Source organism: Kordia periserrulae, from assembly GCF_003054265.1.
GTDB lineage: Bacteria > Bacteroidota > Bacteroidia > Flavobacteriales > Flavobacteriaceae > Kordia > Kordia periserrulae.
This window is the reverse complement of sequence record NZ_QBKT01000012.1, coordinates 100,715-116,784: the sequence shown is the minus strand read 5'-3', so window position 1 is coordinate 116,784 and position 16,070 is coordinate 100,715. Positions and strand designations below refer to the sequence as shown.

At 33.5% G+C, this 16,070-nt stretch carries 22 protein-coding genes; 15 read left to right on the top strand and 7 right to left on the bottom strand.

Going from position 1 to position 16,070, the window contains the following annotated elements; genetic code table 11:
- The first annotated feature begins 39 nt into the window (after positions 1 to 39).
- The 6 genes from C8N46_RS18970 to C8N46_RS18955 are packed head-to-tail and all read left to right on the top strand — an operon-like array spanning position 40 to position 3,478.
- Complete coding sequence (locus C8N46_RS18970; RefSeq protein WP_108116684.1) at positions 40 to 246, top strand: hypothetical protein; 207 nt, start codon at positions 40 to 42, stop codon at positions 244 to 246.
- 12 nt (positions 247 to 258) lie between these two features.
- Positions 259 to 660 carry a hypothetical protein gene (locus C8N46_RS20225; RefSeq protein WP_146169892.1) on the top strand — a complete coding sequence of 134 codons (402 nt, stop codon included), beginning with the start codon at positions 259 to 261 and terminating at the stop codon, positions 658 to 660.
- A gap of 22 nt (positions 661 to 682) precedes the next feature.
- Positions 683 to 889, top strand: coding sequence for a hypothetical protein (locus tag C8N46_RS20220; RefSeq protein ID WP_146169890.1), 207 nt, complete (start codon positions 683 to 685; stop codon positions 887 to 889).
- 16 nt (positions 890 to 905) lie between these two features.
- Positions 906 to 1,298 (top strand): hypothetical protein, encoded by a 393-nt coding sequence (locus C8N46_RS18965; RefSeq protein WP_108116683.1) that lies wholly within the window; start codon positions 906 to 908, stop codon positions 1,296 to 1,298.
- Between the two features lie 4 nt (positions 1,299 to 1,302).
- Positions 1,303 to 2,565: an ABC transporter permease gene (locus tag C8N46_RS18960; RefSeq protein ID WP_108116682.1), complete on the top strand. Its 1,263-nt coding sequence runs from the start codon at positions 1,303 to 1,305 to the stop codon at positions 2,563 to 2,565.
- Between the two features lie 4 nt (positions 2,566 to 2,569).
- On the top strand, positions 2,570 to 3,478 hold the full coding sequence (locus C8N46_RS18955) for a hypothetical protein (protein WP_108116681.1): 909 nt from the start codon (positions 2,570 to 2,572) through the stop codon (positions 3,476 to 3,478).
- Positions 3,479 to 3,558: 80 nt separating this feature from the next.
- Here the strand turns inward: C8N46_RS18955 and C8N46_RS18950 are convergent, their stop codons facing one another.
- Complete coding sequence (locus C8N46_RS18950) at positions 3,559 to 4,017, bottom strand: ferritin-like domain-containing protein (RefSeq protein WP_108116680.1); 459 nt, start codon at positions 4,015 to 4,017, stop codon at positions 3,559 to 3,561.
- 33 nt (positions 4,018 to 4,050) lie between these two features.
- Complete coding sequence (locus tag C8N46_RS18945) at positions 4,051 to 4,500, bottom strand: hemerythrin domain-containing protein (RefSeq protein ID WP_108116704.1); 450 nt, start codon at positions 4,498 to 4,500, stop codon at positions 4,051 to 4,053.
- Between the two features lie 384 nt (positions 4,501 to 4,884).
- Between C8N46_RS18945 and C8N46_RS18940 the strand changes: the two genes are divergently transcribed.
- The 3 genes from C8N46_RS18940 to C8N46_RS18930 all read left to right on the top strand — a co-directional run bounded on the left by C8N46_RS18940 (position 4,885) and on the right by C8N46_RS18930 (position 7,898).
- A complete protein-coding gene (locus tag C8N46_RS18940) occupies positions 4,885 to 5,691 on the top strand; it encodes an RICIN domain-containing protein (protein WP_108116679.1) in 807 nt (268 codons plus the stop codon).
- 174 nt (positions 5,692 to 5,865) lie between these two features.
- Positions 5,866 to 7,128, top strand: a complete 1,263-nt coding sequence (locus tag C8N46_RS18935; RefSeq protein WP_108116678.1) for a putative DNA modification/repair radical SAM protein — start codon at positions 5,866 to 5,868, stop codon at positions 7,126 to 7,128.
- Positions 7,128 to 7,898 carry a TIGR03915 family putative DNA repair protein gene (locus C8N46_RS18930; RefSeq protein ID WP_108116677.1) on the top strand — a complete coding sequence of 257 codons (771 nt, stop codon included), beginning with the start codon at positions 7,128 to 7,130 and terminating at the stop codon, positions 7,896 to 7,898. Before C8N46_RS18935 ends, C8N46_RS18930 begins: the two co-directional genes overlap by 1 nt.
- Positions 7,899 to 7,915: 17 nt before the next feature.
- On the opposite strand, the gene C8N46_RS20690 is transcribed toward C8N46_RS18930, so the two are convergent.
- The 4 genes from C8N46_RS20690 to C8N46_RS18910 form a co-directional block, all read right to left on the bottom strand.
- Complete coding sequence (locus C8N46_RS20690) at positions 7,916 to 8,083, bottom strand: hypothetical protein (protein WP_158269208.1); 168 nt, start codon at positions 8,081 to 8,083, stop codon at positions 7,916 to 7,918.
- 121 nt (positions 8,084 to 8,204) lie between these two features.
- Complete coding sequence (locus C8N46_RS18920; RefSeq protein WP_108116675.1) at positions 8,205 to 9,086, bottom strand: DUF6268 family outer membrane beta-barrel protein; 882 nt, start codon at positions 9,084 to 9,086, stop codon at positions 8,205 to 8,207.
- Between the two features lie 175 nt (positions 9,087 to 9,261).
- A complete protein-coding gene (locus C8N46_RS18915) occupies positions 9,262 to 9,714 on the bottom strand; it encodes a ferritin-like domain-containing protein (RefSeq protein WP_108116674.1) in 453 nt (150 codons plus the stop codon).
- A gap of 74 nt (positions 9,715 to 9,788) precedes the next feature.
- On the bottom strand, positions 9,789 to 10,262 hold the full coding sequence (locus tag C8N46_RS18910) for a hypothetical protein (protein WP_108116673.1): 474 nt from the start codon (positions 10,260 to 10,262) through the stop codon (positions 9,789 to 9,791).
- 156 nt (positions 10,263 to 10,418) lie between these two features.
- On the opposite strand from C8N46_RS18910, the gene C8N46_RS18905 reads away from it, so the two are divergent.
- Positions 10,419 to 11,456 carry a helix-turn-helix domain-containing protein gene (locus C8N46_RS18905; protein WP_108116672.1) on the top strand — a complete coding sequence of 346 codons (1,038 nt, stop codon included), beginning with the start codon at positions 10,419 to 10,421 and terminating at the stop codon, positions 11,454 to 11,456.
- A gap of 4 nt (positions 11,457 to 11,460) precedes the next feature.
- Here C8N46_RS18905 and C8N46_RS18900 read toward each other — a convergent pair whose 3' ends face one another.
- A complete protein-coding gene (locus C8N46_RS18900) occupies positions 11,461 to 12,090 on the bottom strand; it encodes an SOS response-associated peptidase family protein (protein ID WP_108116671.1) in 630 nt (209 codons plus the stop codon).
- 319 nt (positions 12,091 to 12,409) lie between these two features.
- Here C8N46_RS18900 and C8N46_RS18895 point away from each other — a divergent pair, with 319 nt between their 5' ends.
- The 5 genes from C8N46_RS18895 to corA all read left to right on the top strand — a co-directional run bounded on the left by C8N46_RS18895 (position 12,410) and on the right by corA (position 16,030).
- The gene (locus C8N46_RS18895) at positions 12,410 to 12,571 is read left to right on the top strand and encodes a DUF1328 domain-containing protein (RefSeq protein WP_108116670.1); all 162 of its coding nucleotides are present in this window, start codon (positions 12,410 to 12,412) and stop codon (positions 12,569 to 12,571) included.
- A gap of 56 nt (positions 12,572 to 12,627) precedes the next feature.
- On the top strand, positions 12,628 to 13,170 hold the full coding sequence (locus tag C8N46_RS18890) for a hypothetical protein (RefSeq protein ID WP_146169888.1): 543 nt from the start codon (positions 12,628 to 12,630) through the stop codon (positions 13,168 to 13,170).
- A 176-nt stretch (positions 13,171 to 13,346) separates the two neighbouring features.
- Positions 13,347 to 14,246 (top strand): mechanosensitive ion channel family protein, encoded by a 900-nt coding sequence (locus C8N46_RS18885; RefSeq protein WP_108116668.1) that lies wholly within the window; start codon positions 13,347 to 13,349, stop codon positions 14,244 to 14,246.
- A gap of 102 nt (positions 14,247 to 14,348) precedes the next feature.
- Positions 14,349 to 14,897: a mechanosensitive ion channel domain-containing protein gene (locus C8N46_RS18880; RefSeq protein WP_108116667.1), complete on the top strand. Its 549-nt coding sequence runs from the start codon at positions 14,349 to 14,351 to the stop codon at positions 14,895 to 14,897.
- 44 nt (positions 14,898 to 14,941) lie between these two features.
- A complete protein-coding gene (gene corA, locus C8N46_RS18875; protein ID WP_108116666.1) occupies positions 14,942 to 16,030 on the top strand; it encodes a magnesium/cobalt transporter CorA in 1,089 nt (362 codons plus the stop codon).
- Positions 16,031 to 16,070: the final 40 nt, after the last annotated feature.

Genomic DNA, 16,070 nt, shown 5'->3' with positions numbered 1-16,070 from the left:
AACAATTTATAAACCAAATTAATTTAAAAACTAGAAAAAATGGCAAAGTATTATGTAAACAAAAATGCGCAAGCGAATGGAGATCATGAGGTCCACAAGTCAGGATGCCTTTGGCTTCCAAATGCTGAAAACAGAAAGTATTTAGGAGAATTTAGTAATTGTGAAGATGCAGTCGAAAAAGCTAAAGATTATTACGATCAAGTGAATGGATGCTATTACTGTAGTAACGATTGTCACACCTCTTAAAATCAATATGACATGAAAAACATCTATGTGTTTCTGTGGGTTCTTTTTTTATCCTGTTCAATTGGGATATCACAAACCGTTTATATCTCTAAAAAAGGAAAGAAAGACTACCACAAGAAAGAATGTAAATCTTTACCGAAAACTTCAAAAGAAATCAAATTTTACAAAGCCGTTTCTTTAGGATATAAACCCTGTGAACTATGTAAACCAACACCCGAAAATACAGGTTCCAATGCTTCAATAGATCATTCAATCTCTCCAAAGACAAAAAACAAAAAAGAGAAAAAGACAAAACACAAACGCCAATCTTCATCTAATAAGAATTATTCTGTACAATGCTCAGGAAAAACAAGATCAGGAAGAAGATGTAAGCGAAAAACAAAAAACAGTAGCGGAAGATGCTACCAACATTAACTAACCAATAAAAACTAAAAAGATGAAAAAACTAATCACAGTACTCATAGTAATTTGTGTTATGAATTTTACAGCATGTACAAACTCAGATGATTCCGTTGAGGCGGATGTTAAGTGTGGATTTGACGCTGAAAATAGACAGCTTTACAAAGGTCCACAAGACGGTTGTTACTATATCAATAACAATGGCAATAAAACCTATGTGGATAGAGACGAATGTAACTGTTAATTCTAATACATCATAAATGATAACCAACGAATTAAAAAGTCACTTTTTACGACTTTACCAAATAGCTTTTGTAGATGACGATTTTGATGTTTTAGAATTACAAATGCTCTACAAATTTGCCGAAGAAAGAGGAATTCTAAAAGCGCAGTTAGATGAAATTTTACTAAATCCTTCTCATGATACTTCCATTCCAAAGACATTAGAGGATCGTATCTCATATTTATATGATTTGGCAATAATGATTTGGGCGGATAATAAAGTAACGGAAGATGAAAAAATCACGCTCAAAAAGTATTGTAGAAAATTTGAATTTCTTGAAGAAAATATTGAGGAAATAGCAACCTACTTGCTCGATTGTGCTCAAAACAAGATGAAAAAAGAAGAAATTATTAATAAGATTAAATCCTAAAAGTATGACTTCCATAAAAAAATTATTTACACTAAAAGATAAGAGTTCTACAGAAGAAAAAAGTGATACTTATGATGCGCGAGAGCAAATTCGAATGACCTATTATCAAAGCGGTTATGGAGCATCTACGAAAGCATCGGGTGATGAAATGACCTTTTTTGTGTGCTTAAAAAACCTCTATAGTAGTTTTGAAAATTTATGTAGAAAACAATTAAACGAACAAAAAATTTTAAAACAACCATATATAGAATTACAAGAAAAACAACGCACAGAACTCAAAAAAAGAGACACAGCACTTACCATATTTCAAGAAGAAACAAAGGAAATTGATGTGCATATTGAGTCGCTTAAATTTGACATGGTGAATGTAAAAGCGAAACCTGGCGATTATGGAATTATTACAGATAAAAAGCCAAAGGCGCAATTTTACATAGGACTTTCATTGCTGATACCAATCACTATTTATCTTTTTGTCTTTTACATTTCCGCTTCCTATTCTGCATTTTTTAAAGATTTTGACAACAACAGTGTAAGTGCCGCAATATTTGACTCCAATGCACTTGGGAAAGCGATTTCAGATGGTTTATTAGAAGCTATTTTTGTAGGAACGATTCCGTTTGTTTTTATGGGATTGGGATATTTGATTCATATGTTTCAAAAAGAAAAAACAAAGATTTCCTATGTAAAACTAGGCGCATTATTGCTATTGACCTTTTTGTTTGATGTTATTTTAGCCTATCTCATAGAAAAGAAAATATTCGATTTTGAACGTTTGATTGGCGAAAGTTTCTCGCCAGCAATCGCCTTAAAAAGTATCAACTTTTGGGGAATCATTTTTGCAGGATTTGTAGTGTATTTGATTTGGGGATTGGTGTTTGACTTTGTAATGAAAGAACACGAAAATGTGGATAAAATACGAGCGTTCATTAGAAATAAGCGACAAGAAATTAGAAATGCGCTTGACAAAAAAGATAAAAATCTCACGAAAATTTCCAATCTGAAAAAGGAGATTGCCGCCATTAAAGGAACAATTGCAGAACTCCAATCTAAAATTGATGGTTTTATATTCCCCGTAAAAGAATATTTGCATTATCACTATCAGTATGAAGAAGGTTGGTATCAATCCATAAATGCCGAATTAGCCATTCCATCAAAAGAAAAAAGCGAATTAAAGCAACGTTGCAAAGAAGTTTCTGTAAAACACTTACAACAACTCAACCTAAGCGAGGATATGGATTATCAACATTTAGTATTTACAACAAAATAATAATATGAACCGTAGAATAATTAACCCAATACTTCTTATCACCTTTCTTGTGTGTGTATCATGTGAGGAAGTAGTTGAAAAGGAAAAACCGCAAAAGAGTACGCGCGAATCAACTGTGGTACTCACTCAGAATCAAAATTTGAATATTAGTTTCTTATTAGATTTATCTGATAGAATAAATCCAGATAAATATCCAAATCTAACAATGGATTATTACAAAATGGATGTTGCCTATATACAATCTGTTTCAGAAGCTTTTTTAGCACATCTCAAAAACAAAAAAGTCCAGCGAATGAACGATAGAATACAATTATACTTTGATCCGCCACCAAGAAATCAAAACATAAACAATCTATCAAAATCGTTACGATATGAGATAAATCGAAGAAACATTTCAGAAGATTTGTTAGAAGCAATAAAACATTCGTATGAAACCAAACCTTTGGAAATCTACAAACAAGCCATCGATGACAATGCATACATAGGTTCAGATATGTGGCGTTTTTTTAAAAATAAAATTCACGATTTCTGTATTCTCAAAGAACATAGAAACATACTTATCATCTTAACAGATGGATATATTTATCATAAAGACACACAGATGAAAGAAGGAAATCAAACGACATATCTGACACCACAATTTATTCGAAAACACAAACTAAACACCAAAAATTGGAAGCAACGAATTGTAGATAAAAACTTCGGATTCATACCTGCGGCTGAAAACTTAGAGAATTTAGAAGTTTTGGTATTGGGTATCAATCCTGACAAGAAGAATCCGTACGAAGAAGATGTTATTGAAGAATACTGGAAAGATTGGCTGCACGATATGAAAGTGGGGAAATATAAAATCAAAACGGCAATCTTACCGTCTAACATGGATAAAATTATAAAAGACTTTATTTTGAATTGATGCACTTAAAATTTGAATAATGTCACAAAAAAAAACCGAAGTCCAGCGAACTTCGGTTTTGCCAATATACATATATGATATTAGGCAATCTCTTCTAAAATTTTGGTGTTTTCCAACTCATGCTTAATGATGTTGCGTTGACTTTCCAACACAATGCGCATGTCTTTTGGAATATATGGTTCGTTTTCTTTACTTAAAATTTCATCATACTCTGATACAGCAGCTTTTTCTCCTGTAATGGCAGCTTCTAACATAGCTTCATCAGTATCTGATGTAAACCATGATTTTACGTCCATCCAAGTTCTGTGTGCGGTTCCAGTTACGCTTCCACCTTTATCGGGCTTCTGATTGATTTTAGATAACTCTGATTTAATAGCATGTCCAAAATCGTAACGCTCTTTTGCTCGGCGCTCAAATAATCTGGTCATATCATCAGATTTTGCATTCTCAGCTGCTTTTTTATATCCTTTCTCAGCATCGTATGTTTTCTCTAATAAATTGTTTAATTTTTTTCCTAATTCTTCGTTATAATCGTACATAATTTTTTTGTTTTTAAAGGTTCGTAAATAATTTTAATGTGCCACTCCGTTTCTCGCTTCTTCCATAAAATCAACATACTTGGTGGCTAATGACTCTTTCTCATCTTCGGTTAACGTTTTTCCAGCTAATTGAAAGAAAGTATGTTCTTCATCTTCTAAATGATGTTCAACTTTGTGTTTTAAATCTTTGGCATATTTCAGCCAAGCGGAAGAATCTTGCTTTGTGTTTTCTAATTTTTCCACCAACTCATCAATCTCGTGGTGCTCTGCAATTCCATGTCGCGCATGTTGTTGCATCATATCATCACTAATCAATGGTTTATAAAAATGACGTTCTTCAGCATCTTCATGAATCAATAATTCGTGTTTCAATGCTTCAAAAACCTGATCTCTACGTTCGGTATCGCCAGAAGTATTGATTAACTCGTCTAGCAATTTTCGTTGGATATCATGGTCTTTTCTAATGGCTTCAAAAATTTTCATAGCAATTTTTTTTGGTTGATAATTTAATAGGTGCAAACTATCAGGTTTGTTTTTTTCTTTTTCTTTTTTTTTTGGAAATGACGTCGGATTAAATACTTTTTGCATCTTGAAAATGCAGTGTAATGGTGTAGTTATATGTGTGTCTAAAATATATCACCGACATCAACACTACAAAAGTAGCATGTTATCAGTGTTTCAATTGCCGTAAACAGTTTTCATCTTGACTCAAATGCTAGGAAGTGGCATTTTTTGAGTGTTTTTAAGGATTTAAAGCAAATTAATGTATTTGACAGTTTTTTTAGTGTTTAATCGAAAGAAACGTATTTCCAGGATTAAAAATAGTATCATTGATACACCATAAACAACCTGATTTAAATTGACATCATGAAAAAAATCGCTTTCCTTTTTAGTCTCTTTCTGTGTACAGCATTTATCACACAAGCACAAACCACCTTCAAGCCAAATACTTGGTACACGTTGCAAAATGTAAAAAGCGATGCTTTTATGGGGAATGCAGGCAAAATGGAAGCGGGAGATATTATGGTTGCGAAAGAAAGAGTCCTTATTGGCGGACATTGGAAATTCATTTTAAATGACGATGGACTTTACAAAATACAAAACAAAGTTTCCAAAATGTATTTGGCTTCTTATGGAAGAACGAATGTAGGTACACGTATTAGACAAACAGATACACCAGGAGCTGGCGCATTGTGGAGAGTTATTCGCCTTCAAGGAGGAAACGTATTGCTACAAAACAAGGTTTCTTTATTATTTATAGGAATTGAAAGTGAAAAAAATCAAGCAGAATTGGTACAAGCCAGAGCATTAACTTTACAAATTATATGGAAACCAGAAGAGGTAGTCGTAAATAAAGGACTGCCAAAAAACACCAATATCAATGCGTTTCGACCAAAACATGGAGGGAAAATAGCCATGGCGTATGTTCGCAATACAGGTGAAATCACAATTGAAGGTGTAAAACCACGAGCTGGACAACGTATTTTTTTCTTTCATCAACAATTAGCAGCAGCAAGCAAAGAAGGACTTTCTTTCAAACCAGAAAGACCGCGAATTTGTGGACAAACATTTTTGATACGAAAAGTACTTCCTAAAATAGAACTCAACAGACCGATGCCAAATATGCGAAACAGAAAGAAGCAAAAATTTATGTTTGTGGTAGAAGTTTTTTAATATTTTGAATCGTTTTTTGTTCGCTTTTCTGCACAGTATCAGGGTTTTCCTTAAAAAGTATGAATAATAAAACATTTAACAGAAAAAATTTCAACATATGTGTTAAAAAAATCTGTAAAATGTTATATTTGTGCTGTAGATTTCAATAACCCAAAATACCTCTAGAAACTTTTCATGTCTTTTGAACGAATTAAAGAAAAGCTAAACATTCTGGCAGATGCCGCAAAATACGACGTATCGTGTGCTTCTAGCGGAAGCAATCGTGCGAATACCAATAAAGGTTTGGGCGATGCTACGGGCATGGGAATTTGTCATACGTACACAGAAGATGGACGTTGTGTGTCGTTACTGAAAATTTTACTGACGAATCACTGTATTTTTGATTGTGCCTATTGCGTGACGCGGAAAAGTAACGATATCAAACGTGCTGCTTTTAAAGTGCAAGAAGTGGTCGATTTGACCATCAATTTCTACCGTAGAAACTATATTGAAGGCTTATTTTTAAGTTCAGGTATTTTTAAAAATGCAGATTATACCATGGAGCGTTTGGTTTCTGTTGCGAAAAAATTGCGTTTAGAAGAAAATTTTAACGGATATATTCACCTAAAATCAATTCCTGGCGCTTCTGACGAATTAATGCGGGAAGCAGGTTTATACGCAGACCGATTGAGCGTGAATATCGAAATTCCCACACGAGAAGGCTTAAAACGATTGGCGCCCGATAAAAACCGAGAGGACTTTATCAAACCGATGAAAAAGGTCAAAAACGAAATCATTCAATACAAAGCGGAGAAAAAAATCATCAAAAGCACCCCAAAATATGCACCTGCGGGACAAAGTACACAAATGATTATTGGCGCGAGTGGGGAAAATGATTATCAAATCATGACGGCTTCCAATTTTTTCTATAAAAATTTCAACCTAAAGCGTGTGTATTATTCGGGATATGTGCCAATTAGTTACGACAGTCGTTTGCCACAAATTGGAAGTGAAGTGCCAATGTTGCGCGAAAATCGGTTGTATCAAACGGATTGGTTGATGCGATTTTACGGTTTTCATGTGCATGAAATTGTCAACGAAACACACCAACATTTAGACCTTGATATTGACCCGAAACTGTCGTGGGCATTACGGAATATTCACGAGTTTCCTGTAGATGTGAATCTTGCAGACAAACGCATGCTGGCGCGGGTTCCAGGTTTGGGAATGACGTCGGTATATAAAATTTTGCATGCGCGAAAATTTCGTCAACTCAATTGGGAACATTTAAAACGATTGGGCGTAGCGTTGAATCGTGCGAAGTATTTTTTGACGTGTAATTCCAATGATTTTGAACGTCGCGATTTGGAACCTGAAAAAATTAAAGGCCTCATTCTTCAAAACTCTAAAAGTAAGTTCCGACAAACGACGAGTAATCAATTAAATCTATTTGGATGATGCAAAAAGTAGTGGTGTACGACGGCTCGTTTGAAGGATTTTTAACTGTCGTTTTTAAAGTGTTTGAAGAGAAGATAAAGCAGGTTGATATTCAGCGAGAAGGAAACGTGCAAGCGTCTTTTTTTGGAGAATCCGAAGAAGTGATTACCAATAAAACACAAGCAGACCGCGTTTGGAATGGACTCAAAAAAAAATTGACTCCGTTTGGTCGAAATCAATTGTATTATTCGTTTTTAAGTGAGCTTGAGTCGGTTGAAAATATATTGCTCGATTATATTCAGCAGGTTTTTGCGATACCAGAAAATATTGAAAAGGACTTTTCGAATGCAACGGTTTTAAAGTTGTCAAAAATTGCCAAAAGTGTCGGGAGAGAAAAGCATCGTATGGAAGCTTTTGTGCGTTTTCGATTGACCAAAGATGGATTGTATTTTGCCAGTGTGGCTCCAGATTTTAATGTATTGCCTTTAATTGCCAAACATTTTAAATCGCGCTATGCGGATCAAAAATGGGTGATTTACGACATTGAACGAAAATATGGTTTGTATTACAATTTAGAAAATGTAGAAACCATTGTGATGGACTTTCCAAAGGAGTTTGATTTTACAAAAACTTCCAAAGATTTCTTTGCTGAGGAAGAATTGGCGTTTCAAGAATTGTGGCAAAATTATTTTAAAAGTACCAATATCGAATCGAGAAAAAATAGGGTATTGCATGTAAAACATGTGCCAAAACGCTATTGGAAATATTTAAGTGAAAAACAACCTTTTTGAATTGTAAAGATGTTTTATTATAAAGTGAAGGCAGTTACGGCAATTGCAGCAATTAAGGCAATTAATACAATGGCTACGAAGTAAAATGCAGCGGTTGTTTTTTTATTTTTCTGAAAAATATAATTGCGTTGTTCAACATTTTCAGGGTCTTTTACGATTTTAAATTCTTCTTTTCCTTGTTTCATATCTATAGTTTTTTTATTAATAATTTTTATACTATAAAGATACAATTCGCAAAAGTTTTGACTTAACGTATTTACATTTACCATTAACGCAAATGCAAACTATTGTAAGTTATTTTCAGACTTAAATTTTAAATCGGATGCCAGTTCTCAAATAGATTTTTGCTTCATTATCTAGCGAAAAAATAGGCTCTCTACTATCGCTTCGCAATTCATTGTCGGTGACAAGAATGTAGGCTGCGCGCGCATAAAATTGAAGTTGTTTGGTAAAATGATATTCGTATTGCAATCCAGAAACAACTAGTGATAGATTGATGCTTCCTGCTTCTTCACCATTAATGACAGGCACTTCACGTTGTAAATTGGACGTAAAACCATCCAACTGCGCAAAGGCTTTCAGTCGATGTTTTTCGGTGAAATGATATTGTAAGTTGGTTTTCGGAATTCCCAAACTAAACGACCAATCGGGTTGAAACTTTTTGTAGTAACTGATAAACGGCAGCGGAAAGTTAAATCCTGAGTTTCCTGCATACGTAACCCCTAAAATTAATTTTTGTGCTTTGCCATTAAATACTTTTCCTTTTTTGATAAAAACCACTGTTCCCGAAAGGACAATATCTTTAATACTAATAGCATCGGCTACCAAATTTGTACTGACACCAGGTTGAAAAACCATTCCCAATCGCCAATTGTTTCGTAGTGGCGTAGTGTATCTTATACTAAAATCTAACAGTTGAAAATCGTTCAAATCTCTTGTAGAAAAAGGAAATTCTGCTTCCGATCGTAAATGAATATTGCTATAATCGAGTCCTAAAAATAGATAGGTATCGTCGTCTTTTAATTTGATAGGATAATTGAACAGCGCTCGAAATCGCGAATACTCAACGTTCGATTTTGCATTTGGAATATACGTATAATCAATACGTGCCAAATCGTTCAATTGCGCGTGTGCTTCTAAGGCGCAACAAAGTAAGATGCATAAAAAAAATCGAGTGTAGTTTGACATTGAGTCCTGTTAAATAGTAAGGTGAACATTAAACGATAAAACAACAAAAATGGTATTTCAGCATGTAAATTGTTGTAATACTTAAAAAGTAGTTAGAAAAAATAGAAGCGATATTTTCTTAGAAAAATACCGCTTCTGTATTATTTTTCACATAGTATCCATATCATATGAATGCTTAGTGAATATCTTCTAACTTTTTGATAGTGAGTGTATCATAGTTGATGGTGTTTTTTTGATTGGTCAGTATTTTTTTAATACTTTCTGGCAACGGCAACTTTGAATCTAGCACTTCATTATAATCTTCTAACGAAGCTTTTTCACCACGAATTGTTTCTTCTAACATGGCTTCGTCAGAGTTTATACTAAACATCGCTTTGGTGTTCATCCAAGTTCTGTGCAAAGTTCCTGTAACGCTTCCGTCTGTTTCTGGCTCTTGTGCTAAATCTTTCAATTCTGCTTTCAATTGCTCTGCAAATCGTTTGCGTTGTGTTGCTTTTCTATCAAAAAAATTTGTCAAAATGATACTATCTACATTTTCTGCGGCGGTTTTATAGCCTTTTTCAGCATCATAATTTTTTTCTAATAAGGTGTTTAAATGGTTTCCTATTTCTTCTGTATATATCGTCATTATTTCTTTTTCATTTTAGGATTATATAACAATCCTTTATTTGTTATTATTGGCAATTTTTCTGTTAGTATTGATTAGAATTGGTATCGAATTCCAATTGCGATATCAAGATCTAAGTCATCACTATATGTGTCATCAAAGGACAATTCAGGGCGCATATCGAGTGAAATTAGTAATGGAATGTTAAAATTGTACTCAATTCCAATGTTACCAGCAGCTAAGGCAAAAGTTCCGTCGCCTACAGGCGTATCGTACGAACCAATACCAGCACCAGCACCGAGATACCAATTGAAGTTTCCGTCAAGTGGCTGTACCCATTGATACAATCCTACTAATTTGAAAGCTTCTACATCATTACTGTCTCTAAAACCTAAGTCAAATTCCAAACGATTGTCTCCACCAATATGTCGTTGATACGAGATTTCAGCACCGAATCCGTCATTGTCTCCAATACGTAAACCGATAGCATTTTTCGAAATTTGTTGTGCGCTTAAAGAAGTCGCGATGGCTAAAAAACCAATAGTTAAAAGTGTTTTGATGTTTTTCATTATTCTAGTTCTTAAGTTTGTTAATGCAAATGTAATTTACACAAAAAAAACAATTTTGCTCATATCGTTTAACGATTAACTCATATTCTTTCACAAAAAATTAAAAGATTTATTAATTTTGAATGTATATTTACGTTTGCAATTAACCTTACACTAATGATGAGCATACGCATAACTGCAGAAGATACCGCTGGAACAGTACAACAAATTAAAGACGCTATTGGCGGAGAAATTGTTGAGCGATGGGGCGAACATATTCTACGAGTTGATAACGAAATCGCAAAAGGTTCTATACATTTTATTACGTTTGAATGGGGCGGAAGTTTGCTAGAATATAATATTACTTTTTTTGAAGAAATTGAATTGGTCATGGATGCTTCCGAATACAATCCGATTCATTTTACCTATTGTTTGAAAGGATATTGCGAACATCGTTTTCACAACGAAAAAAAGCGAAGAAAGCTGGAAGAATTGCAGCCTGCAATTATTACGTCAAAAAGTGGTGGATTTAATCATGGATATTTTCCTAAAGACATCTATTTACATATCAATGTGGTACAAATTAATAGAGTGAAGTTTATTCGTAAGCGTTTGAATGATGCTTCTATGTTGAATAAAAAACTTTATGAGGTATTCCACGATTCGTATCACGAAAAACGTTTTGTGTATTTGGGAACGTATAATTTGAAATTGGCAGAATTGATAGATTCTTTAAACGATATCAAGCAAAAAGGCATGATTCGTATCATGATGATTGAAGGTATTGTGTATCAAATTTTGTCATTCCACATGATTCATCATACCAAAGATTTAAAAGCGGAAAAAAATAAAGCACCATTGGTTGTGGATGAATTGGATGCTATACGAACAATAGCAGAAGAAATTTCAGAAGATGTTTCTAAAGAGTACACGTTGGAATATTTGTCGGGAAAAACGATGCTGACACAAGCAAAGTTACAGCAAGGATTTAAGCATTTGTATGCGCGTACGGTTACAGAATATATTCGACACGTACGCTTGGAAAAAGCGCGCGATTTGATTAATGATAAGGAATTGAATTTGAATATTTCTCAAATTGTATATTCTATCGGATTGAGCAGTCGAAGTTATTTTTCTAAAATTTTTAAACGCAAATACGGAATAAGTCCAAGCGAATTTTTAAAAAATAAACAAGCGTCCAGAGTTTCGGCATAAGTAGTTATGAAGCTATATTTTGTATTTTAAATTTAGTCAAATACGGTTTGTCAATAATACGTTTGATATCTTCCAAATCTGTTTTTGGATTTAACCACATGTTTTTAAAGAGCGAAGGAATTTCTAGTGGCATCTGATTGTATAAGTTCTTTTCTGAAGTCAATAAATCATTGCTTTCTGTATTGATAACTGTACATGTTAAAAAACCATCTTCCAATACATTATATACTCCTGCGATGGCAAAAGGTTTTGGTGTTTCTTTTTCTACTAAAAAAGTTTCAATATCATTTTGCACAATATGGTGCATGTAAAAACCTGTGACCAAAATTAAACAGCGTCTTTTTTCAAGTGCTTCTTTGTACAAAATACTTTGGTGAATTTCTTTCGCATTGGTGTGAAGTGTAATTTTTAATTTTTGGAAATGTTTCCAGTCGCCTTCAAAATCGTGCGGTAAAATACCCCAAATTCCTTCAGAGATGCAATTAGGTTCTTCCATTGTAATAATAGGAATAGATTGCTCTTTGCGACCATCAATTCGAATTTTAGGTCTGTAAATATTGGGATATTTTATGGGCAAGCCAAAAGTGAGTTCTAAATGACTTTTGCTAGCGGTATTTGATAATTGATAATTCATTTGTGTTTGTTTTTGTAACTACTTTACGATGATAAAGCAATTCTTTCATAATTCATTTTTCATCATACCAAAAATAGTATTTACACAATACTCAGCTTAACTCTTTTACTATTCATATTGACACATTTCATCAAAAAAAACCGTAAAAAAGATAAAAAATGAAGCTTTTTTATATCAAAAATGTTCAAAATACGTCAAAAATGAATTTTGAATGAGTCAAGATAAAAATCGAAGTAGCAAAACGGAACAGGTGGCTCTAACTATCTTTGTATCAAACAAAAACGAAATTATTTATTAACCTTTAAAAACTATATATATTATGTTACGTTGGTCTATCACATTTATTATTATCGCATTAATCGCTGGAGTATTAGGATTCGGAGGAATTGCTGGAACTGCCGCAGGAATTGCAAAAATTTTATTCTTTGTATTCTTAGTATTATTTATTATTTCACTTTTAACTGGAAGAGCAAAAGTCTAAAACGATAAACAAAGAAGCAGACATTATATTAATAACCAAAAAAAAACAAAATAAAAATGAAGAAGATATTAGCAGTTGCAATTTTACTATCAACCATGGTAGGATTTGCACAAAACGATAAAGTTGTTACTACAGAAGTAAAAAAACAAAAAGTCATGAAAAATGGCGAAATGATTAATAAAAAAACAAAAGTAATTACTGAGAAAAAACAGAAAGTTGCTTTTGACAAATCGCAACGATACGAATTGAATCAAGATCGTGTGCCTGCGCCTGTAGAAACCACAAAAATATATATGATTGATAACGATAAAGACCCATTTTATGACAAAATCACGAAAGTGAAATATTATGACATGGATAACAAAAAGTTTGCGTTGGTCTCAGACGGAAACACCTTAAAAATCAACCAAATTATCAATGATAAAGAAATGTCTTTGGGGAAAGCAGTACGTTCAAAATACAATGACTACTATATCATTAACTCAAAAAGAATGAACGGAGTTGGGTATTTTACCAAAGATAACGAATTCGTTATTGAATACTACTCACCAAAAAATAACAACACTCAAATCTTGATTTTCCAAGACGCTAAATTCTAGGAAATCAAATCCAAATTGAGGATATCTTAAAAGTTTATCAGATTTCATTCTGAACTCAATTCAACATCTCATCTTACTTGTTTTTAACAATCATGAGAAACCGAAATGACACTTTTAAGATACACTCAATTATTTTTTTACCACAATGACAATAACACTCAAAAAAGCGAAAGAACATGAAGGAAGAATTAAAATCAACAACAGAAATACTCATCGACAAACTAGAAAGTTGGTGGACGCTATTTATTAGAAATTTACCAAACATTGCAGTGGCAATCATTGTATTACTTATAAGTTATTTTGCCTCGCGTTTTGTATTTAAAACGACTTTAAGATTGATAAAAGGACGTATTCAGCAAAAATCAGTCGCAAAACTCATTGCACGTGTCGTTTCTGTCGTTACTGTGTTATTAGGATTATTTTTGGCATTAAGCGTCATGAATTTGGGCGATTCCATTTCAGGATTGTTAGCTGGTGCCGGAATCTCTGGTATTGTAATTGGTTTGGCGTTACAGGGCACGCTTTCCAATACCATTTCGGGTATTGTATTATCCTTCAGAAAAAATATTAGATTAGGGAACTGGGTAGAAACTACAGGATATGCTGGAGAAGTGATTGACATTGCGCTGAACTACCTAATTTTAAAAGAAGCAGACAACAACATCGTCATCATTCCGAATAAAACCATTATGGAAAACCCTATCAAAAACTATTCGCTTACCACACGAATGCGTGTTACGGTAGAATGTGGTGTAGGGTATGAATCCGATTTAGAAAAAGTGGAATACATTACCAAAGAAGTAATAACAGATTCTTTTGAACAAATTGAAAATGCTGAAAATGTGGAATTTTACTTTACAGAATTTGGCGGAAGTTCCATCAATTTCTTATGTCGTTTTTGGATTGATGCTGAAAATGCGCTAGAAAAACTAAAAGCAAAAAGCAAAGCAATTAAAGAAATTAAAAAAGCGTTTGCAGCAGAAAATATCAACATCCCTTTCCCAATTAGAACGCTAAAACTAGACAATCAAACGCTCAATATTGCACAGACTGAAAAAGAAGCCGTAGAAGCTTAAAAAAAAGCAATGAAAAACCGATAAAAGTGCAGTTAACTATATAGTTAGCTGTGCTTTTTTTAATTACTTTTGATAAAATATTTTATAGAAAAAAAACGTATAATGGCAGCACATAAAACCGAGTTAATCCTCACGCTTGGACTCATTGTTTTCATGGTAATTATCATGTTGTTGATTAAAAAATCGATACGAAAATTTAGTTTTGTACGAGCAATTGAAATCAACCGTCGAAAAGTAATATTCAACCTTTGTTATTTCGTCATTTATGTGATTTCGGGAATCATTCTCGCAATCATTTGGGGAATACAATTTAAAGATTTCACGGTATTTATTTCCTCCGTTTTGGCGGTTTTAGGAATCGGATTTTTTGCGCAATGGTCCATCTTATCAAGTTTGACATCCTGTATGATTCTATTTTTCTATCATCCAGTGCGTATTGGACATCGTATTCGTATCATTGACAAAGACTACAACTGGATTGGCGAAGTGAAAAACATCACGGCGTTTTACTTTTTTATCAAAACAGATAACGGAGAATACATTTCGTTGCCAAATTCGCTCGTCATGCAAAAAGGCATACAAATTCTTGAAGAAGAAGAGCAAAAAGAATTGTCTTTAGAAGACGATATAGAACCGGCATCCAACGAATAACGATTTATTTGTATCTTTAAAAATTAAGAACTAAAACACACAATTTGCGCGTACCGCTAAAAAAACTACGAAAAACAAAAAAGCCAACAGCTTCTAAAAGTCTAGGAAAAGCTCCTGGTGAAGTAGTATATTTAGGCGATAAGGAAAATTTAGAAACCTTATTGGAAGTACACGAATATACGCATGAAGAATACCATACGTATCAAACAAAGCAAATTAGCAATATTTTTAACGTAAAAGGTAACGACAGAGTTACGTGGATTAACATTAACGGACTCAACAATGCAGCCGATATTACCAAAATAGGAGAATATTTCCGAATTCATCCGTTAATTCTCGAAGACATAGTAAACACCAACCAGCGACCAAAAATTGACGAATTTGAAAACTACATTTTCGTCGTGCTAAAAATGTTGTATCACAACAACGAAAATGATGTGCTTACCGAGCATATTTCGTTCCTTATTGGTCCCGATTACGTATTGACATTTCAAGAAACGGAAGAAGATATTTTTGAACCAATTCGAAATCGTTTTGAAAACCAAAAAAGTCGCTTGCGAAATTCAGGTGCCGATTATCTAGCGTTTTTACTGATGGATGCCATCATAGATAATTACTCGGTTGTTATTGAAATTTTTGGAAACAAAGTAGAAATTACCGAAGACGAATTATTTTTAGAAAGTTCGCGCGAAGGAATTTCAAGAGATATTCAATATTTAAAACAAGACTTATTACGCTTGCGCAGAAATATTCTTCCTTCCAGAGAAGTCATTAGCAGAATTGTAAACTCCGAATCAAAACTCATTACGCTAAAAACACATGCCTATCTAAAAGATTTGCAAGACCATATTGTGCAAATAAACGACAACATCGATCTCTACCGCGAAATGGTTTGGGGATTGATGGACATGCACATGACCACCATTAGCAACAAGATGAATGGCATCATGAAAGTGTTGACCATCATTTCCACGATTTTCATTCCGTTGACCTTTATTGTTGGGGTGTATGGAATGAACTTTGACAACATGCCCGAACTGCATTACAAATACGGATACTTCATTCTGTGGGGCATCATGGTTTTTCTCTTTATTATATTGCTCATCTTCTTCCGCAGAAAAAAATGGTTGTAGCTTTTTTTAGATATTAAAACTGAAAACCGAAAACCGAAAA